Source organism: Janthinobacterium sp. GW822-FHT07A03, assembly GCF_058798815.1.
In genome coordinates this window covers 52,530-75,828 of sequence record NZ_JBXAKW010000011.1, presented here as the reverse complement: position 1 = coordinate 75,828, position 23,299 = coordinate 52,530, and the positions used below count along the sequence as shown (strand labels likewise).

General features: G+C 50.0%; 15 protein-coding genes and 2 pseudogenes. 8 read left to right on the top strand and 9 right to left on the bottom strand.

The genetic code is table 11. From position 1 onward, the window contains the following. Window positions 1-145: 145 nt before the first annotated feature. The 3 genes from AC1RJW_RS26435 to AC1RJW_RS26425 form a co-directional block, all read right to left on the bottom strand. Window positions 146-892 carry a hypothetical protein gene (locus AC1RJW_RS26435; protein WP_493047552.1) on the bottom strand — a complete coding sequence of 249 codons (747 nt, stop codon included), beginning with the start codon at window positions 890-892 and terminating at the stop codon, window positions 146-148. Next, the gene (locus AC1RJW_RS26430) at window positions 889-1,038 is read right to left on the bottom strand and encodes a hypothetical protein (protein ID WP_493047551.1); all 150 of its coding nucleotides are present in this window, start codon (window positions 1,036-1,038) and stop codon (window positions 889-891) included. The genes AC1RJW_RS26435 and AC1RJW_RS26430 overlap by 4 nt, the downstream gene beginning before the upstream one ends. Window positions 1,039-1,552: 514 nt before the next feature. Then, on the bottom strand, window positions 1,553-1,690 hold the full coding sequence (locus AC1RJW_RS26425) for a hypothetical protein (RefSeq protein ID WP_493047550.1): 138 nt from the start codon (window positions 1,688-1,690) through the stop codon (window positions 1,553-1,555). A 504-nt stretch (window positions 1,691-2,194) separates the two neighbouring features. Between AC1RJW_RS26425 and AC1RJW_RS26420 the strand changes: the two genes are divergently transcribed. Continuing rightward, window positions 2,195-5,140 (top strand): DEAD/DEAH box helicase, encoded by a 2,946-nt coding sequence (locus tag AC1RJW_RS26420; RefSeq protein ID WP_493047549.1) that lies wholly within the window; start codon window positions 2,195-2,197, stop codon window positions 5,138-5,140. 47 nt (window positions 5,141-5,187) lie between these two features. Then, complete coding sequence (locus tag AC1RJW_RS26415) at window positions 5,188-8,169, top strand: TrlF family AAA-like ATPase (RefSeq protein WP_493047548.1); 2,982 nt, start codon at window positions 5,188-5,190, stop codon at window positions 8,167-8,169. A gap of 610 nt (window positions 8,170-8,779) precedes the next feature. Here AC1RJW_RS26415 and AC1RJW_RS26410 read toward each other — a convergent pair. Next, a complete protein-coding gene (locus AC1RJW_RS26410; protein ID WP_493047547.1) occupies window positions 8,780-9,220 on the bottom strand; it encodes a hypothetical protein in 441 nt (146 codons plus the stop codon). An 83-nt stretch (window positions 9,221-9,303) separates the two neighbouring features. Here AC1RJW_RS26410 and AC1RJW_RS26405 point away from each other — a divergent pair, with 83 nt between their 5' ends. Continuing rightward, window positions 9,304-9,720 (top strand): hypothetical protein, encoded by a 417-nt coding sequence (locus AC1RJW_RS26405; protein WP_493047545.1) that lies wholly within the window; start codon window positions 9,304-9,306, stop codon window positions 9,718-9,720. Between the two features lie 2 nt (window positions 9,721-9,722). Then, window positions 9,723-11,162, top strand: a complete 1,440-nt coding sequence (locus AC1RJW_RS26400) for a hypothetical protein (protein ID WP_493047544.1) — start codon at window positions 9,723-9,725, stop codon at window positions 11,160-11,162. Between the two features lie 49 nt (window positions 11,163-11,211). Here AC1RJW_RS26400 and AC1RJW_RS26395 read toward each other — a convergent pair. Then, window positions 11,212-11,469: pseudogene (locus tag AC1RJW_RS26395) on the bottom strand (transposase); the annotation flags it as partial. A 474-nt stretch (window positions 11,470-11,943) separates the two neighbouring features. Here AC1RJW_RS26395 and AC1RJW_RS26390 point away from each other — a divergent pair. The 3 genes from AC1RJW_RS26390 to AC1RJW_RS26380 all read left to right on the top strand — a co-directional run bounded on the left by AC1RJW_RS26390 (window position 11,944) and on the right by AC1RJW_RS26380 (window position 17,344). Then, window positions 11,944-13,275 (top strand): hypothetical protein, encoded by a 1,332-nt coding sequence (locus AC1RJW_RS26390; RefSeq protein ID WP_493047543.1) that lies wholly within the window; start codon window positions 11,944-11,946, stop codon window positions 13,273-13,275. 327 nt (window positions 13,276-13,602) lie between these two features. After that, a complete protein-coding gene (locus tag AC1RJW_RS26385; protein ID WP_493047542.1) occupies window positions 13,603-15,024 on the top strand; it encodes a hypothetical protein in 1,422 nt (473 codons plus the stop codon). Window positions 15,025-15,361: 337 nt separating this feature from the next. Continuing rightward, window positions 15,362-17,344 (top strand): hypothetical protein, encoded by a 1,983-nt coding sequence (locus tag AC1RJW_RS26380; RefSeq protein ID WP_493047541.1) that lies wholly within the window; start codon window positions 15,362-15,364, stop codon window positions 17,342-17,344. Between the two features lie 237 nt (window positions 17,345-17,581). Here the strand turns inward: AC1RJW_RS26380 and AC1RJW_RS26375 are convergent. The 4 genes and pseudogenes from AC1RJW_RS26375 to AC1RJW_RS26360 form a co-directional block, all read right to left on the bottom strand. Further along, window positions 17,582-17,722: pseudogene (locus AC1RJW_RS26375) on the bottom strand (IS481 family transposase); the annotation flags it as partial. Window positions 17,723-17,933: 211 nt separating this feature from the next. Then, a complete protein-coding gene (locus AC1RJW_RS26370; RefSeq protein ID WP_493047540.1) occupies window positions 17,934-18,350 on the bottom strand; it encodes a hypothetical protein in 417 nt (138 codons plus the stop codon). Further along, entirely contained in the window at window positions 18,350-18,565 is a 216-nt protein-coding gene (locus AC1RJW_RS26365) for a hypothetical protein (protein ID WP_139335812.1), read from the bottom strand. The genes AC1RJW_RS26370 and AC1RJW_RS26365 overlap by 1 nt, the downstream gene beginning before the upstream one ends. A 426-nt stretch (window positions 18,566-18,991) precedes the next feature. Next, window positions 18,992-20,656, bottom strand: a complete 1,665-nt coding sequence (locus tag AC1RJW_RS26360) for a UvrD-helicase domain-containing protein (RefSeq protein WP_493047539.1) — start codon at window positions 20,654-20,656, stop codon at window positions 18,992-18,994. Window positions 20,657-20,911: 255 nt separating this feature from the next. Here AC1RJW_RS26360 and AC1RJW_RS26355 point away from each other — a divergent pair, with 255 nt between their 5' ends. Further along, the gene (locus tag AC1RJW_RS26355) at window positions 20,912-22,066 is read left to right on the top strand and encodes a DUF3800 domain-containing protein (protein WP_493047538.1); all 1,155 of its coding nucleotides are present in this window, start codon (window positions 20,912-20,914) and stop codon (window positions 22,064-22,066) included. Window positions 22,067-23,299 lie beyond the last annotated feature (1,233 nt).

Below are 23,299 nucleotides of genomic sequence, written 5' to 3'. Positions count from 1 at the left end.
CCTGCTTGGCCAAGAGCAAGCGAAGCGCTGTGTATCGCCAATGGAGCGTGGCGGGCATAGCAACATGATCAAAGTACTGTGGTGGAGTGCTGATGGTGGGTCGAACTTCTGCTGCACCATCGCACCACCGCCAAACTCACCATACTCAGAAAACGTTCAACCCGCACACCGCATAGCGGTTGTGGTGTGGATCGCTGGGACGTCTCGCATGTTCGTCATCGCGCACCAGCCGCAGCAACTCCATCGAGATCAGAAGGTTCTTCGCGGTGTTGATGTCGTTGCGACGCAAACCGGTGTAACTCTGAATTTTCTCGTATCCGATCGACGCGAAGTTCGTATGGCGATCGCGGAAGTGCAGGATCAGCATGTACAGTTTAAGCGCGTGCAGGGAGGAGGGCCGGCGCAATTGGTCGACGAAATGCCCCAGACGCCGCAATTGCGCTTGACCGTCCTGTAGGTGCGATTGAGGCAGTGCGCACCAGTGTCCGTTCTGATCGATACCGTTCAGTGTGAAGAGGTTGCGACGACCATCGCGCACCTTGGTGATAGCCTTAACCATCACCAAAAGCTCCAACCCATCCGAGATGAGCTTGCGGGACAGCGGCACCATTGCATGGATATCGGGATACGTCGCCGCTATCGTATCGTCCTTGCGCAAACCATCCTCGCGTTGGGATTTGTTGGAGATGACCGCGAGCGCGAACAGAATCAGCAGGGCGGCCGTGGCGCCGCCTTTGTGCTGACTCCATTGGAGCATGGCCAATCCCCCCTCGACATAGACTTTGTTTCCCAGTTCATCGATGTACGGGACAGTGCCTTCGCCGGCTGCGGGGAGGCGTTTCGGTTGCCGCACCCAAGACGAGGGCAACTTGGCGAAGGCACCGCGGCTCATCGTGGGCCTCCGCGCTTGATGGCCAGCAATGCCACGTATAACGCCAACCCCACGACACCTAGAACCACTAAGAGCGAAATAAACATTTGAGTAGCTGGATCGTTAATTGCAGCGAGCGTTTCAAACAACGTAACTAAGATCTTCATGATGCTTCTTCCTAACTAGGTTATCGGAATCTGCATAATGAAGGACTTCGTTAGCTGTTTCTAGAAAGCGTACCAGCAGTGTATTCGAAAATTTTCCGACTTAACCATTTAAAATCATAGAGTTAAATGAATTCTAAATAGTTCAAAAGAGATATCGATTAGTTCACCAAAGGCCCATTTTAGCCCGATTCCGGTGCGTTCCACTGGCAAAACATAGTTCATTCTGGCCCAATTAGTTCACGAGAATGGGACAATCAGCGTCTTCTGTCGAGTTCGACCAGGTCGCCGCGACTGAACGCGCTGAGAATGGCTGGGCGGTTAATTTCGCGCTTGACGTCGCTGCGCGCATTTAGCGCCTTGTTGAATGACTCCACCGCCCCTGCTTGTAGTGTTGGATACCCAGTACCGCCAGCTCCCCCAGGGGCACCTCATGCAGCACATCTTTGCTTGCTCATCAAACACCGCTCCATGGCGAGTATTCTCGCCTAAATCAGTGTCCGGGTACATTAAACCACTACACTGCTTCGTCGACGCTGGCGGCCAGTGGTTCGAAGTCGACGTGCTTGGACAAGCCCACCAATGGATCGCCAAGCTTTGTGCGCCGGTCTTCACGCTCATGCTCGCCAAACAGGCTGCTCCGGGGCTTCATCATCGTGGTACTCGCAGGTCGGTTCAATCTCAGAATTTTACCGAAGCGCTGGCGTCCTGGCCAAGGTTTCTAGAGGTGCCCTTAACTGGAAAGTTGCAGCCCACAACTTGCAGCGCCTGGTCTATCTGAAGGAGGCCAAGGTCGGGGCGTTCTGACGCCCGCGGTACGTCCGGACTGCCGAATTTGGTGGTGTCGGCCTCAAAAACGGGCGGAATCGACACGCCGAAGCCTTATCGCGCCTGATTCAGGGACCGCGCATGCCGTCAACGCCGAAATCTCTAGTTATTCGAGGTGCCCTATAGCCTTACTGCAGTATTTCCTAGCCGATTTACGTATCAATTTAGCTGTTTTCATCTTATTCGTAGGATCAGATATCATCGCCCTAAAGCAGCGCGGAAGCTCGCAAATCAATGGTAATCGGTCAATAAATTTGCTTTCCGTTAATTAGTATGGCAGTCTTAAAATTACACACTATGTCGTAGTGTGTAAATTATAACAGGGTGCCATATGCCATTTGATCCGCAGATGTATGACAACAATCCCGTTTACCAAAGCTGGGTAGATCAGCCATTTCGTTTTGTTGAACCAAGTGACAGAAATGAACAGAGGGGGCTACGTCGGCCGCAACTTGGTGCGATATATACCGTGCTGGCCCACTTAACCTCTTCTTCCAGAGAGGGGCCGGTGACTGTCGTTATGCCTACCGGGACGGGCAAAACCGACACTATCGCGGCTTTATTGCTGGCAGGGCCATTCCCACGCACCCTTGTGATCGTGCCATCAGACGCACTGCGTGAGCAAATCAGCGGGAGTTTAGCCGCGTTAAAAAATTTGCGAGCAATGGCAGCAATAAGTGCTGAAGTCAAAGCACCTATCATCCGAAAAATCGACACACGGATGACGGTTGACCAAATAAAGACTCTGAATGAGGCCAATGTAATTATCGCCACCCCTCAAGCTCTTCAGAACTTTTCCGAGGCCGAGTTAGAAGCTTTAGCATCATTCTGTTCACATTTGATCTTCGACGAAGCACATCATGTGGCTGCGCATACGTGGTCAAAAGTTCGGGCGGCTTTTGATGCAAAGCCATGTATTCAATTTACCGCGACTCCATTCCGAGAAGATAAGAAGAGTCTGGATGGTAAGATAATTTATCAGTATGCTTTGCGGGATGCTCAAGCCGATGGATATTTTAAGGAAATTGAATTTCATCCAGTTCGCGAATACAATCCCCTGTTTGGAGATGTAGCAATAGCTAAAAAGGCAGTTGAACTCCTACGGGCGGATTTGGCTGACGGAAGGGACCATCTGATGATGGTCCGCGCAAAGTCTCAGGCAAGAGCAAGAAAGCTCTACGATATTTACAAAGAATTTGACGAAATTCCCTCGATTCTCATTCATTCCAAAGTGAAAAACAAAGATGAAATATTGAGAGATATAAAGTTAAAAAAATATAAAATTATTGTGTGTGTAGATATGCTGGGAGAAGGCTTCGATTTGCCTGAACTGAAAATCGCTGCGATTCATGATCAACATCAAACTCCGGCTGTTACACTTCAGTTTATTGGGCGATTAACACGGGTGAACGATAATCTGGGAACCGCCAAATTTGTCGCGAATATCGCAAACCAAAAAATGGGCTCTCAAATGGCTGCGCTTTATGAGGAAAGTGCTGATTGGAGCGCCATTATTCGGGAAGTAAGTGAAGAAAAAATTGATCGCGAAATTTTACGCGAAGAGTTTGCAGAGCAGTTTGATGACCAAGGCGGGAAGTCTATATTAGCATTAAATCCAAGTCCTAATATAAGTGCCCGAGCGTATAATTTAAGGGGAGATGATTGGTTGCCCGGAAATATTCAATATTTTTCAGGTTTCAACGAAGACGTAGAATTTTATTCAGTTAGTGATAAGAAGAATTTAGTTATCCTTGTGACTAGGGCAGATGTTTCAGTTCCTTGGGCAAAGACTTCAGAAATATCTAATGTGGCCTGGTTTTTGTATTTGGCTTATTACCACGAAAAGAATTCAACCTTATTTATTCACTGTTCCGGCGATGATGCTCAGGCAAAAAATTTTCGCTCTCTTATTTCCAAAAACGCTCAGTTAATTGCTGGCGAAAAAACCTTCCGGACTTTAGATGGATTCAAGCTCTTAAAATTGCAGAATGTTGGACTATCTAGAAATAAAAAAAATATAAGGTTTACGATGCATGTGGGACGAGATATTAACTCCATTATAGGTGATCTCGAAAACAACACCGCTATAAAATCTAATATTTTTGCGGCTGGCTATTTGGACGGAGAAAAATCCAACGCAGGCTGTTCACACAAGGGGAAAATTTGGGAGATGGATTCGGGTCCCATAGATGATTGGGTAAATTGGTGCGATAAAGTTGCAATCAAACTCAATGATGACACTATTGATGTTAAGAATATAATTAATAACGTTATGCGTTCTGAACAAATAGTCGACACCTGGCCTGCTGGATTATTTTATGCAGACTGGCCTGAAAGTTTGCTCATCGAGAATGAAAGCAAAATAGTTATAAAGACAGGAGGAGTGTCTTACAATTTACTTGATCTGGAATTAGGTCCTCCGACGTTGACCTCTCCTACAGAATTAAAAATCCCATTGCTCTTTGAGAAGAATTTTGAGGAAAATATAATTTTGTCAACCATTACTCTACGGTTGCTTAAGGATGATTTTTCTTATTCGTGCGGAGATTTAAAAATCTCTGTTCAAGGAGAGATTAATCTTTCCGAGTATCTTCATGAGAATCCTATTAAACTTTTGAAACAGGATGGGTCTATGGTCTTTGGAAACTATAGATACTACTCACCCGCCACACTAAATATTCTTCTTCCGCAAAGATTGCTTACTGTCTGGGACTGGAAAGCGACCAAAATCCAAGCTGAATCAATGAGAAAGGATAGAGATCTAGATACCGTACAAGGCTTCACATTTCAGAAAATTTCAGAAAAATATACCATCATTTTCAATGATGATGGCGCTGGCGAAATTGCCGACTTAGTCGCAATAAACGTGCGTGCTGGCGTAATCGAGGTAGACTTGTATCATTGTAAGTATTGTGTGGCAAAGGATGGGGTTGCAACGCCAGGCGGGAGGGTGGATGACACCTATGTGGTATGTGGTCAAACTTCCCGCTCGACCAAATGGATACACTCCGGAGAAGCTCTGTTTAATCGACTAATTAGTAGGTATCAAAAATCAATCGTATTGGGATTTGATCGGATGCTTAAAGGTAGGATAGACGATATTGATTTGGCGCGCCACAAATCCGTTGATCACGAGATGATTCTGGGTTTTTATATTGTGCAGCCAGCCATTTCTAGGGCACAGATCACAGATGAACAACTTGCGGTTTTGGGGACTAGCTATACTTACGTAAAAGCAATTTCCGGTGCAGATCTTAACGTAATTATTAGCAAATAATATTTTAAATTTTACTAAAATAGAATTTCTAACCAAAAGGGGGATGTGTGACTGTTGTGGGAAAATCGGCGACCGCTCTTAATTCCGGAGCAAACTGGCAACGCTGGGAGCCTCATGTGCATGCCCCAGGCACAATTTTTAATGATCAGTTTAAAGGAGATTGGCCTAGTTACCTTGATGCACTTGAAAATTCTGAGCCCCCAATCAAAGTCATCGCTGTAACTGATTATTATATGCTTGATACTTATCGGAACGTGTGTAAGGAAAAAGCGAAAGGCCGGTTGCCGCAATGCGAGATGATTTTCCCCAATGTTGAGTTACGGTTAGACGTTGGTACAGCGAAAGCTTGGGTAAATATCCACCTCTTGGTTAGTCCTGAAGACGATCGGCATATTGACGAGCTGGGGCGTTTTCTCGCCCGCCTGTCTTTTAGAGCATACGAGGACACTTTTGTTTGTCAAGCCCATGATTTAATTAGACTAGGGCATGCCGCGAAACCGGAGACAATTGCAGAGAATGCGGCGTTAAAGGTTGGTGCCGAGCATTTCAAGGTTTCGTTTGAACAACTTCGCCAAGAGTACCGAAGCAGTGCGTGGGCGCAAAAGAATATACTTATTGCAGTGGCTGGTGGACAAGGTGATGGAAGTTCTGCACTCCAGAGTGGTGCCGACCAAACTCTGCGTCGAGAGCTGGAGCGATTCGCTCACATTATCTTTTCTTCGAATCCAAATCAGCGCGAATTTTGGTTAGGTAGAAAAGGGCTTGATGCGGACGGTATCAAGGCTGTATATGATCATCTCAAACCTTGCCTTCACGGTAGCGACGGCCATTCCGTTGCCAAAACGGGCAATCCGGATGGAAACCGCTACACATGGATTAAGGGCGCTGCGACTTTTGATACGTTGCGCCAAGCCGTTATTGATCCCGTTGGACGTGCCTACATCGGTGACGAGCCGCCTCCGATGGCCACGCCTTCGGAAACCATCTCTAGTATATCGATCACAGATGCGTCTATTTGGGCGATGACCCCTGTAATACCGCTTAACGCAGGCTTAGTCGCGATCATTGGGGCGCGAGGTTCTGGAAAGACCGCATTAGCTGACATTATCGCGGCAGGATGCGATGGACATTCCGATCATATCCCGGAGCAAGCGTTTCTTCTCCGTGCGAGAGAGCACCTTGCTGGTAGCGCTGTAGAGCTGGAATGGAAGACTGGCGAAATTTCGAAACGGAACTTAGACGGTAGCGGCTTCTTGCCTTCCGATAGCTATCCCCGTGCTCGCTATCTATCCCAGCAGTTTGTCGATAACCTTTGTTCGTCAGACGGCATGACTGATGGGCTGCTTTCAGAAGTCGAGCGTGTGATCTTCGACGCACACCCAGTTTCCAATCGGGATGGTGCAATTGACTTCGCAGATTTCCGAGAACTTCGCTCGGCAAGACATCGTGCTGCTAGAGTGAGGGAGGAGCAGTCTCTTGCGGTGCTTTCTGAAAGAATCGGGGCTGAAATCGAGAAGCACAAATTGCTAGCTAGCTTTTCTGCGCAGGTAAAAGAAAAAGATGATTTAGTGAAGCGCCACACAGCTGACAGGTTAAAGTTGGTGTCAAAAGGGAGCGAAGAGAGAGTGGCACGTCTCACCGAATTGAGCACATCCGCCGAAAAAGTGCGAAATAATATTAGATTCTTTAAAACAAGAGAGCAACAACTTGTTTTGATGCAAGATGAGATTGCAAGTTTTCGGTCCAACGGTGCTCTGGAAGATCTCCGTGAGCTACAGCAAACCTATTCTAAATCTGGAATTGCCACGAATGAGTGGGACGCGTTCATGAGGGAGTACAAAGGCGACGTCGACACTGTTCTCCAAAGGTTGATCGAACGTTCGCAACAAGATATGGCTACATGGCGCGGCGAGGCGATAGAACAATCAGGCGACCCTAATATTCCGTTAATTGTCTGGGATGCAGATCTGTCCAAGCAAACCTTGGCCTTGCTCGAGGCCGAAACATTTAGAATAGAAAAGTTGATCAGCATCGATAAAGACGTGGCACAGCGCTTCAAATCTTTATCATCGAAAATTGTGGCCGAAACAGAATTATTGAAGGGGCTTAATGATAAGCTTCAAGATTCTAAGGAAGCGAAAGCCCGCCTAGACGGCCTATTGATAGAGCGCGAAGTAACGTACTCCAAGGTGTTCGATGCACTTATTGTAGAGCAGGCAGTGCTGCGTGAATTGTATGCTCCAATTCGCGAAAAGTTAGAGTCTGCGTCAGGGACTCTGAACCGGCTATCATTTTCTGTCGATCGCGTCGCGAATTTGGAAAAGTGGGCGGCTGAGGGAGAGGAATTGCTCGATTTGAGGAAACAAGGGCCGTTTCGAGGCCGCGGGGCTCTTATTGAGGCCGCGAGAACGCGTTTGAAAGTTCAATGGGAAAATGGAACTTCAGGTGAAGTAGTTACGGCGATGAAGGAATTTCGCGACGAGTACCAGTCCGGTTTACTCGAACACGCAACCGTGTCCAAAACGGACCCTGTTGAGTATCGTGCTTGGACAAAACGCTTTGCCAAGTGGCTCTATAGTACAGATCACATAGTTGTTCGTTATCACGTCAACTACGATTCGATTGATATTCGTAAGTTGTCGCCTGGGACGCGGGGAATTGTCTTGTTACTTCTTTACTTGTCCCTAGATGATACTGACACCCGTCCTCTTATAATTGATCAGCCAGAGGAAAATCTGGATCCTAAATCAATCTACGACGATTTAGTAGGGCTATTTCTGACCGCGAAAACGAGACGTCAAATCATAATGGTTACGCACAACGCGAATTTGGTTATCAATACCGATGCTGATCAGGTCATCATCGCGTCTTCGGGCATCAGTTCTTCGCAATCATTGCCAGAAATAACGTACACCTCGGGAGGACTAGAAGAGGAGCACATCCGACTGGCAGTATGCGATATCTTGGAAGGGGGCCCCGATGCATTTAAGGATCGGGCACGTAGGCTTCGAGTTCGCTTAAATCGGTAGGGTACCTCGAAAAAACAGCCCGGTTATTGCATGATGGCGGGGCACCGATTATGCCCACTCTACTCATGATCAAAGCTAGCCTGTATGCTGACCAAGAACGCGAAGCCAAGCTCACAAGCTGGGCGAAGCGCTGCGGTTGATGGAGCAACAAGTCGACTTAAACGACTATTTCGTGTTGCCACATGGCGAGGTCAGACTTGTGTATAAGCATGCGGCCTCGAGGTTATGCTCCAAGTTGGCGGTGCTGAGCACCCGTTCAATGAAAAAAGAAGTTTTTTGCGTGCAAAAAACTGATGCACAGAGGAATGGTGCCATGGAAATCTGATCCAGCGACAGGGTGATGATTTGAGATCTTTTATGGCGTGTAGAAGAGGCGCTGATTGCGCCCTTCTGGACGGAAGCGAGGATGGCTTTAGCTGATCATTCTCTCTATTGCACTGCTTCTAGCAAAAGCAATTGTTCATGAACGCAGTGTATCTATAGGGGCAAGATTACTCTTTTATATTCAATGGGTTAGTCGAAAATGTGAACAAATCGAGTTGTCATAAACAACGTATGTAATTATAGAATTTTTCCCATATTGCTCGAAAGTGAGGAACGTTCGAACCGTCTACGATACGTTAGAAACAGGAGCTCCATGATTATTGAGAACTAGCGTTTCTTCGACAAACTTTCCTGTTTTTTGATCCGTGCGAGCTTGCTTTGAAAGCGAAAAATGTGGTAGTGCGCCGACCTCAGTGGAAACAAGAGTGCGCTCACTAACTTGCAGTGCAGACCGCGAAACAATGAAGAACGCGAACGCAATTAAAACTGATGCGGCCACCTCAAAAAATACTTTATTTCTTCCAAGCCAAGCACGAATCTTAATGAGAAATGCCATTTCTTGCCCGAGATAGATTGATAAACTATCACCCCATCCTACAACAAAGAGTGCAACATTTAATTTGGAATTTGAGGTACTATGAAGTGGAAAATTAGAGCCAGATTTGAATTTATTTTTTTGCAATTTAGATTCAATGATGCAAAGATTAGGCATTTTCAGATTTCTCAAGAAGTCTACTCGAATATGAACCGAATTGTAAAATATGCAAAGTTCGCAATTTTCAGCATGTTAAACAACATTGAAGGACTGCCTTGAGCCGGGAAAAAGAATTCATCGACGCTGTAGCTGACTTGTCTGCAGATGGCCGGCGCAAGATTAAAGTTAGCGAAGTGCGTACTTGGATTGATGTTCACTCCGAACGCCCGCCAAACGAACATTGGGATGTTTTGGCTCGACAAGTTCTTAGAACGCTTGTCGAGATCGGTTTTGTTGAGCTTGGCGAATACCAAGATGTCTTAATTACCGATGCATTCTTAGATAGCGCACCAGCCAAAACTGCGCGAGAAAGACTCCAGGCAAACGACAATCAGAGGCGCCCGCCGCCCGGTGATGGCGGACCAAATGAGCTGGGCGATTTGGGCGGCAGTGGATTTCGGGAAGTGCTTTCGCACCCATTCCTCTTCGCCATTTCCGAAGATAACTTCAACCAGTTACTTGAAGCAATCTAACTATGATAACCACCTCATCAGAACGAACCGGGAATGGTTTGGCCCTTCTCGCAAACAAATGCGCTGCACGCACGTTTGACATTTCCTCAGGTATGGTCTATGCGAGCATGCGAGACCAAATTGTACGCGCGCAATTACTGATTCGCGACCTGAAGCGCTGCGATCCGTCGTGCACGCAAGTCCTAATCGTCGGCGCCGGTGTCGCCGGTATTGCAGCCGCAGTATGTGCCACGTCACTCGGTTTGAAAGCTCTGGTAGTGGAAACCAATCCAGATCCATTTCAACTGCAGCATGGTGTACATAAGCGAATGGTTGGCCCTTTTATGTATGAATGGCCGAGCGTGCTATCTGGCTCCCAATCATATCCACCAACAAAAAATGTTATTGGGGAGTCGTTAGATTTAACTCCAACGTGGAACGCAACTACTCCTATTTCAGCTCATGATCTAACAAAGGACCTTGCTGCTTGGTATGCGTCCCTGCCAACTGGAGGTGTTTATCGCCAAGTAATTTATGATTGTGTTAAGAGTGATATCACGAGCTACGTAAAAAAATTTGTCAACGCACATTCACGTCTCACGTCAGCAGGTGCTCGGGTGAAGTCGCCAAAAATCACCATCGGTACCAATCCAAGCTTTGAACCGGACTACATTATCTTAGCAGTCGGGATGGGAAGCGAACGCACACACCTAATTGACGGCACAGAAAACGATCCTAAAAGTTTAAAAGGAGAGCCATTCTGGAAGGATGATGACCTGCGCAATAAGCCAACAATGGAATGGAACGTGGGCGTATTTGGAGGTGGAGATGGCGCATTACAGGATGTCCTAAGGCTCATAACAAGGTTCGACCATCCGCTGTTGTTTATCGAGGAGTTAAAGCATGGCGTGGACGCAATTACAAAAGAGCTCGCCTATGTAATGCCAGAACTGGAAACACTTGAGCAGCAGAGCCGCCTCTATGCGACTTGGAGCACCGGCTCGATCTATGATTTGATCGATACTGAATGCGAACGTATTTGCGCGACTCTCGCCGATCAACCCAAAGTGGTTTCGAAAGTATTGGCACAGATCCGTAGTGGAACGGGAAGTGTAAAACTTGTTCATCGCGGAAAACATTTCGGCAAGGCCTATCTGCTGAATCGATTTTGCGTGCACCTCATCGAAAAATGCCTGCTTAAGAGTCAACTTGAGCTATCAGGAAAAGTAAAGTACGAACGCATCCAAGGGACATCTGCATCAAAAGCGCACACTGACGCGACAGGCGTACATGTTGTCGAACTTTCTACAAGAGCCAAGCTCCGACTAAACAAGGTCGTAGTTCGGTTTGGCCCAAGCCAGGACGAGTTGCAACAAAGGCAACTCGTAAAACTCCATCCCGAGACGCAGGCGGATCGCACAAGCATGGCGTCGATCCCTTTGCCGTTTACAGTAGCGGGGTAAAAAGTATGCCCCAAATTTTTTGAGTGCTATAAATAAAGATTAAGAACACCTAACAAAACCGCCGAATGTATCTCCAACAGATGAGTATGCAGGCAAGCGAGAGGAATGCCTGATGGATATCGGCACGGCGTTCGTGGCGGATGCGTCATCGGCGGAAGCGGTGCAGCCATCCCCGCGTGCGTTCGACCACCCAGCGCCATTTACCTAGGCGTTCGCGCGACTCGATGCAGTACTGGGCTATGCTTGGAGCGATGCCACGGCTGCGCAACCAAGTCCGATGGGCACGCGAAGCATATGTCTTGTCGGCATCCTTGGCGGCCTAGCGGTCGGACTGGCCGGAGTCCTTGATTTCCTGGCGGATTTTCGGGGTGGTACGGGCTTGGGGATGAATGCGTGAGCTCATGGACTGAAGTTTATGCGATGTGCTGCAACCGGTGGGACGATCTCCGTGGCGAACCGCCAATCAACTCGTCAAGCACGGCTCTGGCACGGAACAGGGCCATACTGCGACGAGGAATATGATCACACGAAACTAAACACTTAACTTCTATTTTTAGAGTGCACTAAAAATGGGGGGGATTACTGCAGCAATCGGCAAGGGCTGCCAAAGGGCAACCAGCAGCTCCGGCGTCCACAGCACCGCAGCAGGCTCCAACGATGAAGATGGCGGCACCACGCATGAAGATGTGATTGCAAGATATTTTCAAAGCCAAGCCCCCCTTGCCACGCCTATAATCTACGGTAGAGTAATAATCTACCACCTCTTGCAAAGACATCTCGCATGAATAGCAAGAAGAAAAAGAAAGAGTCATACGACCCCAAGACGTCATTGCATCCGGTATCTCTTCGGCCAGAGGTGGAGGGTTTAGCACGCGACCTACACAAACTTGCATGTAAAGGTTCAGAATCCGTATGGCCCGAGCTGCATGGAAAAAGCTTCAAAGGAAATCCAGAACTGCAAAAGAACTTTTTGACGGCCTCACACGCGGGCATGAATGCGGCTCAGAAAAAAATTACCGAGTTAATTCGGTCAGAGGAACCACTAACAGACTCCCATCACGTTCTGTTCACTGGCATTGCTGATGCAATGGCATGGCAGCTAATCGGACAACAGCTCTGCCATGCCCGCCGCTTCTATAAAGGGCATCGGCCAGTCAACTTAAGTGAATCCAATTTTGAATCGGTCGTGTACTGTGCCGAGGAGATGGCGAGGAAAGAACCTGGTAGCATTTCCATCATCTCAGACCTAACCTCTTTCGTGCAAGTTGGAGACTTACTCAAGATGGATTCGAGTGGTCGCCTCACAATCGCTGAGGTCAAAGAGGGGAAGAAAAATCACGAGATTTTGGATTTCATGAACTTCTACCTTGAGACGCATTGTTCACACGCATTTGACTACTTCGTACAGCAACACGGCGAATCCGGCGTGAATCAACTAGGGAGGATGTTCCGCCAAGCTGAACGGATGGGTCATATCACTGAGGTGATGCAGAAGGGGAAATCAGTTGATCCAGACACGAAGAAGCTCATACTTATTCCCGAAGAGTACGTTTACATAGACAAATGGGATGAAGAATTAAATGTCACTCTTGAGCACTGTGATGCTAAGGGCTGGGGCTGGAACATCGTTGATGAGTGTCTGTTTATCGGTGCGTACTCCGAAGACACGAGGAACGGAAACAGCCATATCCTTTTTAATATGTTGTTCGATCAGTTCGACGTCGGTTTAGAGTCACCACGACGCAGGCTCAACGATTGCATGCTTTCTCCTTTGGCACTCACGGTGTTCAATTTGAACATTTCCGAGGAGCACAAATTTGATATTCTCTTCGGGAGAAAAAATGTTTGTCTTGGACTTAACATCGCTAATTTTTTAGACGGGGTGCAAGAGGTTGGAGTAACAGTGAGACCCGCCACGAACAAGGAAGTAACCCAGATGGAACAGAGCGGTGATAAACCCTACCGATTCCATGGCAAGGCAGTATTTATAGGAAATGGCACGCATGAAGTGTGCCTTTCCGATGGATTGTTCATGAGAATTTTTTTCCACGGCCAACGACCCATCGATACAGTGAAAGCGATATTGAGCAACCTGCCTACTGAGCAAACCTAACGCCAACTACCTAGAAGGAACTGAAAAATGACCAAGGTGCTCAGTCCTAATCTTAGCTTGATGCGTTCTTTTATCTCCGCTTCGTTGAGCAATTACAGCAATGTTGAAAAAATAATATTTATGACTCAGCTAGCGAAAAGCCACCATTATCGATAGTCAGCAGGAGCCATCGTAAGATATCTTTTTGCGATAGCCACTTTACCTGGGTACCTCGTTGGCCGCTCAGTAGAACAAATAGCGCCGCAAGGCCGTCGTACAGGGAGAAGTGATTTGTCGACAAGAGCTGGGTCTCACGCCGGAAGAGGATTCCGATATCAGGACGCTGTTGTGGCCCACCTCTCTGTGCAGGGGTTCGTTGGTCAATCAGAGTACGCGGCGATCACACCGGAAGGAGGAGACGATCTTGAACTGAGAGCGAGCGGCTCTCGCACCTTGGGGCAGGTAAAATCGCGTCGTGATCACCTCGGGCCATTTACCGCCCGTTCGGCCGCCGTTTTCATCAAGAAGATGTGGGACGCGAAAGATGTTACTCCTGATGACCATTTCCTGTTGGTGTTGGAGAGCAATGTCGGTGAGCATCGCAGTGCAGTTGCGCAGCTTCAAGACCTATCCGTATACCCAGCGATCGTCGCAGAGCTGAAGGGCCGCAAGTCGCTCGCAGCTATAGTCGAAAGAACCAAGATCCTTGTTTTGCCGGATCCTCGATCCAGTGCCATTGACCTTATCTCGACTTGGCAAGGCTGCACGCCCTTTGAGGCTGAAATCTACATTTCAGATCTACTGGGCTTGGTGGGGAGAATCTCTGATGACAACGGTATGCGTGCGCCTGGAACATTCAGGAACATTGCAAGATCCGACGTCCAGCAGCGGTTGGATGCGCTACAGTCCCTGTTGACGTCAGCAGTTGTCGAAAAGGCGCTATTGGCAGGCTACTGCGAGGCGGTCGACTTCCTAACACCGGACGCAGATCCGCTCTTTTATCTTGGCGTCGATGCACAAGCCTCACACGTTGCTGCCGGTCTGGTCGTTGAGCGGCCGGAGCTACGCTCAGCGGTGCTGGCTGGCCTGGAGAGGCGACGCAACGTGCTCATTTATGGTGTTTCTGGCTCCGGAAAGTCTGCGGCGCTCTGGGAGGCTGCCTACGCTAGCCGTCATGCGGTCCGTTGGTTTCAAGTTCGCTACCTACCGGCATCAGCAGTGCAGTCGCTGCTGCAACTGGCCCGCTCCAGGCGCGCAACCGCCGATGCGCCGGTAGGCTTCATCATTGACGACGTAGGACGAGGGCTCTCGGACGGCTGGACAGCCATGACTGCCGAGGTGGGTCACAATCCTGGGATTTTGCTGCTAGCATCCGTACGAGAGGAGGATAGGTATCCGCTGGTGGATAGCCATCGCGCCGTTCAAGTCAAAGTTCAGGGCGACAACACCTTGGCGGAACGAGTGTGGCGGGAGCTGCTTGATAGAGGGCAAACCTCTTGGCAGGGCTGGAAAGAGCCTTGGAACCTTGCCACTGGTCACCTACTTGAGTACACGCATGTACTCACTCGGGGGCGCCGACTTAGCGAGACGCTGCATTCCCAGGTTGCCGCCCGGCTGAACGATGTTGCACGACACGATGAACTTGACATCCTTAGGGCCGTTGCATGCGTAAACGCGACTGGTTGTAGCGTCGAAATAACGCAATTACCTCAGGTCTTGTGCAAGCTCCCGTCGGCGGTTTCGCACGCACTTACCAGTGCTAAAGGATGAACACCTTGTGCAGGATACAAGTGACGGACGAATTGTTGGACTACATGAATTAAGGTCAACAGAACTGCTTCGCCTGTCTCACGAGTTTCCACCGCCGTTGTTGTCAGCGACGGCCGCAGCTGCAGTGTGGCTTGTACCAGTAGGCGAGTTAGCTAGGTTCCTTGCGCGCACCCTCTCAAAATACGATAGGGGTGACGAGGCAGTTATTCAAACGCTTGCGCTTCGCCTCGAAGCAACGCCTTCTCCGGAGTTGTTCAGTTCAATCCTGACGGGTTTGGATCATGCAAACGCATATCGGGTCATCCGTTTGTGGCAGGGCACTCCTGAAGCGCAGACTATGGCGAAGTCGCTGCAAGGGATGCCTGCCAGTTTTGCGATTGGAGACATTGAGCCGCCAGACATCGGACCGATGGTACTGGCAACCCGTCGTTTCACGGAGATTCGATCTAAAATAAGTGCCACTGGCCTGACAGCCCACTTCCTGACGCTGTTGGCCCCCAGCGATCTGCGGCGGGTTCTGAAGGCCGCTGGCGAAATTCGAGATTTAACCCCATGCCTTGCTGCACTGGTGGGGCAGGTCATTCCACAGGAACATCTGGCCGAATTGGCTCGGCTCACTCCCCCCCTTGTTACCGCTGATTTTCAGGATGTAGTTGCGTTCCTCGAAGTGGCTGCACGGGTCGACCGACCATTGGCAATAGCTTGGGTCGATGCCGTTGGGCAGTCCACCATGTTCCAGCGTTTCTCTGAACACGTTGCCTGGACCGACGCTCCGATCTTGTCGCCCTGCGAGGAGGGGCACGAAGTTAGAGCAAACGTTTGGCACGTAGCCTCGGCTGGCCAGACTGACATCAATAATGAAGTGGTGCGAACATGCGAAGTATTATTAGCCCTGACACCAATAGCTGACGTGGTTTCAAGCGTCGCGTTGGGTGCTGACGGCGTCGTCATTAGCATTATGACTGGAGGCCATCCCCTTGCACAAAAGCGCATGACTAGGTTAAACGTGCCAGCTCCAGCACAGGTGGTACGCAATCGCGAGTGGCTGGCCATACTCAACGCGCAGCTCGCTACAGAGAGTTATACGGCGTACTTGTCGGAGTGCCTTGACCTTGTTCGTCTCGTCAACCGGAACCTGAAGCTGCTTCTCGATGGGCTGTTCAGGGGGAAAACAGACACAGTCGCAATTGAAGCTTTAGGTCGAGTCTATGACAACTGTCAAACTTTGGTTGCACCACAGTTGTCGCAGCCGATAGCTGAACCGAAGAGATGGTCGAGGTTGCAGTCGATCCTTTTCAGTTGCTCCACAGATCTCGTTCGTAGGTTCCGGGTGCTTCCAGACGGTGCCTCTGCATATCTGGCGTGGATCAATGACTTACTGGAGAGTATCTCAGCCACTCAGGCCGAAGAGCCTTGGGGAGTTTTATCTCTCGAATCACCGAAAGAGCTGGGCGAGCTGTTTCGCATTATCGAGACATTACAAGCAATGGCCGGCGAAGCTCATGGAAGAAAGCGTTCACCTTTTGTGACGCACCTCAGAAAGACAGCTGCCAAGGGTAGCGCGTTTGATAAGGCCGGACAGGCTGCGAGCCAGTATCACGACGCGGAGTTCAGGGCTTTGGAGGCAAAGCTTAGGGCAAAACTGTGCAGTATCACTGAGGGGATCGGGGTCTATCTGTTGGCTGACGCCGAGATACCCGCCCTGTGGCCACCAGCAGACGTGCTGATTACTGTTCCAGTGGCTACTGATGGTGCGACTGTCGCTCTGGATGAGAGTTGGCCAGTGTGGCGAGCCGCTGTGGACCAAGGGCGCAAGATCTGCATCTTGCCAGTTATGCGGAATCTCGGGATGACAAACCTCGCCGTATCTGGCTTCGATATGCTCATGCCCGTTCTTTCTTACGAGAAGGTACAAGCATGGTGTTCCATTGCCGGAGTAGGAGTGGCGCCGTTGGAATCGGTGAATACCTTCACTCGCCTCACGAACCCTTTAATAGAGCTTCAGGGTATCAACGCCTACTGGAACGGCAAAGAGGGAAAGACACCCGAAGAAGAGCGGACTTATCAAACGATCTTGGACAATCTAGACAAAGCTAGAGCAGACTGGGATAAGCTAGAGCTTCCCGATGATCTCAGAGGGGCTGTGCTGACTCTTATCGAGGCCGGGTTACAAGGTGAATTTACTCTTGCAGATGCCACCGCAAAGTTAATGCACGGTGAGCGCACTCCCACAATTGAAATCTTTGAGATGTTATTGCTAAGACTTACACAAATTGACTGCTTCCGTGCCGTTCTTCCGCTAGATGATCATCTAGCTTAGGTATTCATACCAGTATAAGAACGCCTAACAAAACCGCTGAATGTATCTCCAGCAGATGAGTACCCAGGCAAGCAAGAGAAACGCCTGGTGGATATCGGCACGGCGTTCGTAGCGCATGCCTAATCGGCGGAAGCGGTGCAGCCAACCCGGTGTGCGTTCGATCACCCAGTGCCATTTATCCAGGCGATCGCGCGACTCGATGTCGTAGCGGGCTATGGCTGGAGCGATGCCATGGCAGCGCAACCAGGCCCGATGGGCACGCGAAGCATTGGCCTTGTCGGCATCCGTGGCAGCCTCGCGGTCGGATAGTCCAGACTCCTTGATTTCCTGGCGGATGTTCAGGGAGGGGCAGGCTTGGGGATGAATGCGTGAGCTCATGGACTGAAGTTTATGCGATGTGCTGCAATCGGTGGGACGATCTCGGTGGCAAACCGCCGAGCAACTCGCCGAGCACAGCTCTGGCACGGAACAGGGCCATGCTGCGACGAGGAATATGATCACACGAAACTAAACAGTTATACGGGGGCAAGATCAGGTGCTGGTTCAAGCAGTTACGCTGAGGCGTGTTGCTGGCTAAAACAGTGTTTCCCTAGGTTTTGAGCCATCGAGATATTTCGTCCTGAGTGCCAAACTTCATTTTGATACTGTTGACATCGTCTGGTTGAGTGGCAACCTGTAAAGCAGTCATACCGTGATCACGCAGCCAAGCAAAGCGATGTCGGCCGTTATTAAACCGGACAAAGCCGTCCACGAGGCAAACTTCCGGCATCTCCACGTACTTCCCGGACATTATCCATTCTGCAAAATGGTCGTACTTGCCTGGCATTCCGTTGTCGCCGCCAGCTCCAATGTATTCAGTTATGCTAAGACGCCACTCGTTTTCTAGCTTGGTGACGGACACCCAGACAGGAATATCTCCTGACTCCGGAAGCGCGAGTTCCCATTCAATTTTCATCCAGTTTTCGGATCCGGTTTCGCTCGTCACTTTATCATTCTGAGATAACATCAACGTTCCTCTTTAAGCTTGGTAGTGCACTCTTTCTTGGTTTGATTGACGTGATAAATAGCCGCCTCACCTCTCTTTTGATATACACGCTCGATCATTTGACGAACAATTTTTCTATCACGGTTACTCATGAAATCGTCGCTACCGAGGTACTGTAGTGCCGTTCCCTTCGGTATTTTCGAGTCACGCTGTAGCACAGCGGTCTCGGTCAACACGATGAAGTCCTTGCAATAAAGTGGTATTGTCTCCGCCCTCAAGATTCCAGAAGAGATAGCAATTGCTAACGTAAATACTGTCTTAGTTATCATGATATTTATTTTTTAATTTTTTGCAAAGTTCCATCAGATCTGGCGGACGTTCACCACTGAACTTTTGGTGAGTTAGTATCCACTGCTGGAGCATTTTATTTCTATCAGATTGTCACGATCAATTTTTAATCGGATGTCAACAAAAACAAGAAGCGTTTTGGGACTTGGTATTGATGTGGCGATTCAGCAAGTGGCAGTTCTCCCTCAATGACACTGCGGGTTGGCCCTTCGCTGACCAGTTTTATGCGCTGGCCGGACAGGTCCGTCCGGTTTGAGGTACCGCAGTTCCTTTCCTGGAAAATCCGGCATCCAAATCAACAATGTGACAAAACCTTACTTCTTTCCACCAAAAAACGAAATAATCGACGATAGCAAACCAGTCTCCGGAGCGTGCGTCGCGATTGCGCGCGCATTACGAGGTGCATTCACGGAATTTGCTTGGGACTCGGAAAATGACGGGGGGATTACCTTCGCAAATGATGGGAGCTGAGGCAGTGACCTCCTTGGCGTTTCCGTGATAACCGTCGGTACCACAACTTGAACAGCAGCAACCGTCGGTGCTGGCGGCACATTCCATTTTTCGGCCAATCGAGATGGAACGACGAGAAGTTTTTGTGCTCTGGTCGCTGCAACGTAAAGGAGCCTGGCCTCCTCTTGATTCAGGACAGGCTTTGGAGGAACCTCCTTGCTCAAGCGAGGCTCAAAGTCGGAGAACAAGGTGACGGAATCCCATTCTCGCCCTTTCGCCTTATGACCAGTAGAGACAATCAGATCAGCCCCTTTTTCTTCAGCGGATACAGATTTCAGGTTACGGATAAGGGTGTCCTCTCCATTGGCGAGAACAATACTGACAAAGGACTTCAGGGATTCCCCTTCTTCTGATTCAGAAAATTCAACGACCTCAGGCCAATCCTTAAAGCCAAAAAACTCTGGAGACTCGGCCGGTAAGGCGCGTTTCAGCTTGCCCACATCTTCCAGCATGCGGACCAAGTCCTTCACTCCCCCCACGACATGGGGTTTGCGATTTTGGCCGAGAGCATCAATGACAACAGAAACCACACCGGCGTTGGTTCGACAAAGCGTGGTCGCGGTCCTTCCTGATGCAGCGATCCTTGTGTCACGATTGGGGGCCCCAATAACACTTTTTGTCTCCCCCAAAAGCCTTAGAATGGACGTTGCAGCAGCAGCCACAGTGCTCCCAAATCTGAACGACCTGGTAAGGAACGCCTCTGCGTCAGTCTCGACACTAGCCATTGCGTTAACTGCCCCGCGCCATTCGTAGATCTGCTGATGCCGGTCCCCAACAAGCGTCAAATGGCTGTCTTGGAGTCGCAGAACACTCAGCACTGCCTCATTAGTGTCCTGGGCTTCGTCCAGCAAAAGGAAATCATAATCCAAACGTGGCTTCGAGAGTGACCAGAGCTTTAGGTAGCCATCGTGCCCTAGTGGTGCTTCGCTTGCAGGATCCAGCATCCTATCCCAAAGATGTGCCGCGAGATCGCTCACGTATTTTTTAAACTCATCCTGATATTTGGGGTCAAGCTTCTGCAACTTGCCAGATAACGGGACGTGGCCAACAGAGAGCTCATCGTCACCGCTCTGGCAAAACCGCTGCACGGTCTGCGCAGCCAGGAAAGCGAGCGACCTAGGCTTCAGGGAGATGTTACCTGCAGCTATTTCCTCGATCGCAAGGATTCGGGTAACAAGATTGCTATGCAACGAATTGGTGAGCTTCGGCATGTTCCCTCGATACATGCTGGGCACTGCTCGAAATGCTAACGAGTGCATGGTTCTGCAATCAACAGAGCGAGGAAACTTGGTCGATGCTTCAGTAGCAATGTTCTTGTTAAAAGCTAGGTAGAGCCCATTCTTCTGCGTCGACTTCGCAAGCGCAGTCAGGGTAGAAGTCTTCCCAGTACCAGCGAACGCACTGATTTTGAGTGAGCGTGAAGTTTTGAAAAGGTCTACGGCGTGCGTTTGTTCGTCGGTCAGTATCAATGAAGTCTCCAGAGCATAAATTTACCAATGCTCAGCCATAAATAGTCTGGGAAGCTGTTGCACCAAATAAGCAAAGAAACGCCAAGCTTGAAAAAACTCTTCGAGAACGGGTATTTCCTTGCAAAAAAATGGGAAATTTAGCTGTGTGATTAGAAGTATACTGCCTATATGGATTCCAATAGGCAATATTCTTTACGTAGTTCGCAACGCCACAAAACCGCTTCATCCATCCTAGCGCCTGCTAAACAATACGCAATGAACAACGAGAAACTCGAAGAATCCGCCATTGACGTAAGTTTCCTAAGAACTACTGAGCTCGCTTTCATGCAGAACATCCACAAGCGGTACACGCTGTATTACGACGAGACGAACAACATTCGTCGTTTGACGCTCACGGAATCCGGGCTGAATCACGACGCTCTGGACTGTTTTGTCTTGGGCGGCATTGCATTGGAGCCGGGGGCAGTGCTTCCTGATATTACGGCGCTCAGGGCACTGCTGCGGATTCAGGATTCGGCGCCGGAAATGAAGCTCAAACACCTCGTCCAAGGGGATTACGCAGCTTGTCTTGATTCGAGAAAGGTTGAGCAATTCCTTACTTGGCTTCTCAAGGCACCGGTATACATCCATTACTCCAACTTTAGCGCCTTGAACTGGTCCATCGTAGACTTGATTGACTCCCTTATTGTCTCAGAGCGCTTTCGGCATCTGGGATACGCGCACGATGCACTGAAAAACGAATTACATGCGCTAGTTCGGCTCGACCCACTTGGCTACTTCCGTCTGCTCAAGTCCTTCAACTACCCCAATGTAGCTGTCGAACGTATAGAAGAGTTCGTGAATGCCGTTCGCGCCTTTTTGTTTCGCAGCGGGTTCCTGTTCAGGAACACAGCGACAATGATGCTGTGTGATTTGCTAAAGGATGCCGCCTGCGATACCACACTCGACTTTTTGGTCGGCAACGATTCGAATATCCTGGTGGATAGCTTCGACACGGTATTCCTCCATCGGCTGGCGACGTTCACGAGCGCCGTGCACGTGTTCGACGAGGAACCTCAGATCCGCATGAGCTTGGAAAAGGAGCGGATTGTCGTCGGCGACCAAACCGTCGCATACAGTTTTGCCAATTCGAGGGATGAGCCGGCTATCCAAGTGTCGGACGTCCTATGCGGAATTCTGGGAAAACACTTCAGTTATATGGAAAAGCGCAGCATCGAGCAGCTGGAGGCTTGGAGTGCGAACCTTTCAGACCAGCAGCGCCGCAACGTCGCCTTACTGGCTGAGTTGACCGACAAGGCCGACGAAGAATGTCACGCCTTGATCTTCAACCAAGCCCCAAACGACAGTAAAGCCAAAAGCTTGTGGTTCCTGCACGGGATCGAGTTCCCAGATGATTACCGAGACAGCTGAGCGACGGGTAGACCTCTTCAATGCGCCAGCGCTGGTGGTACAGGGTGCCGAACTCGTAGGCAGGCCGGAAACACCGCTGGGTAGAGTAGATTGGTCATCAGTGCGCGCACCCTGCCGGTGCTGGCGACATGACTCACTAGGGGCAACGTTGGCGCCGTCGCCGGGGATTCGTAGGCGGCGGCTAGCGTGACGATCCGTTCGTCATCGTCTGATCGCAGGAAGTCGCGCACTCACGCGAAGCCGGCGTTGCAGGCCTTCTCGACGCGCATGCAGAAGCCGACACAGCGTTTGTTGAGCGGGGCGGCCAACCAGCGCGATGGATAGTCTCCAAGTCCATCATGGCGCTTGACGCCAACGTCGTCTCGAAACGCACCTCGGGCTCGGACGGCAACCTCGGTCGCACCGAGGGTATGTAAGCGCGCAGCTGGCTCAGGCCGCCCTGATACACGCGCTCAACGATCTCACGATCCAGCACACTGGCTGGTACCTGTTGTCCGTGGCCTTTGCCACATAGGCGAATGATTGGGAGTTGATCGGCCGATCGCGTTTCACGATCTGACCCGGCAACACGGTCGATCTGCATGGGTGACGCAACAGTCACCGAAGCCGCCTCAGGGTAATAGTCAACAGCCGGCCACGCCGGCGCCGTGGACCTGATCGACCATCAGCCGGCGCCGCCGCAAGATCGACTAGCAACGCAGCACCTGGTCGCGATGTAGGCGGCACCTGGTTCATCAGTTGGTTGATGCCGGTAGCTGGGCAAAAAGGTCAGGCAAAAGTCGGGGCTGAACCGCGCCATCCTCGTTCAGGGATGGAGTAAGTTTCGCCATCGGCTTGGCTATAAGGTTGCATGAAACGGCGGCATGTCGCTGGCCACGCCACCGTATCACACCAGCCAGCCGTGCCCGGACCAGGGATAGGAGGGGCAGTAACGGCGTGTGCGCCACCGCATCAAACAAGCTGTGTCCTATCTATAGAAAAAGCCTAATTTCAAGCGACTGGCAAGTGTCTAGTGAATTCGTGGCGATTCACCTCAAGTGCTTCGATTAGTGCTCATACTTTCATCCTATAAATGGTTTACACCGCATTTTCGTTGCGCTAGCGGCCGGCATGTTGGCGCCCTGGGCGCGATTCCCAGACTACTTGGACGGTACAGGAAGAGAAGCCCAAACGCGTTGCGCACCGTCCTTCGCACTCCGCTGCAAGGCGGCCTTACAAGTTCGCCGGCTGCCG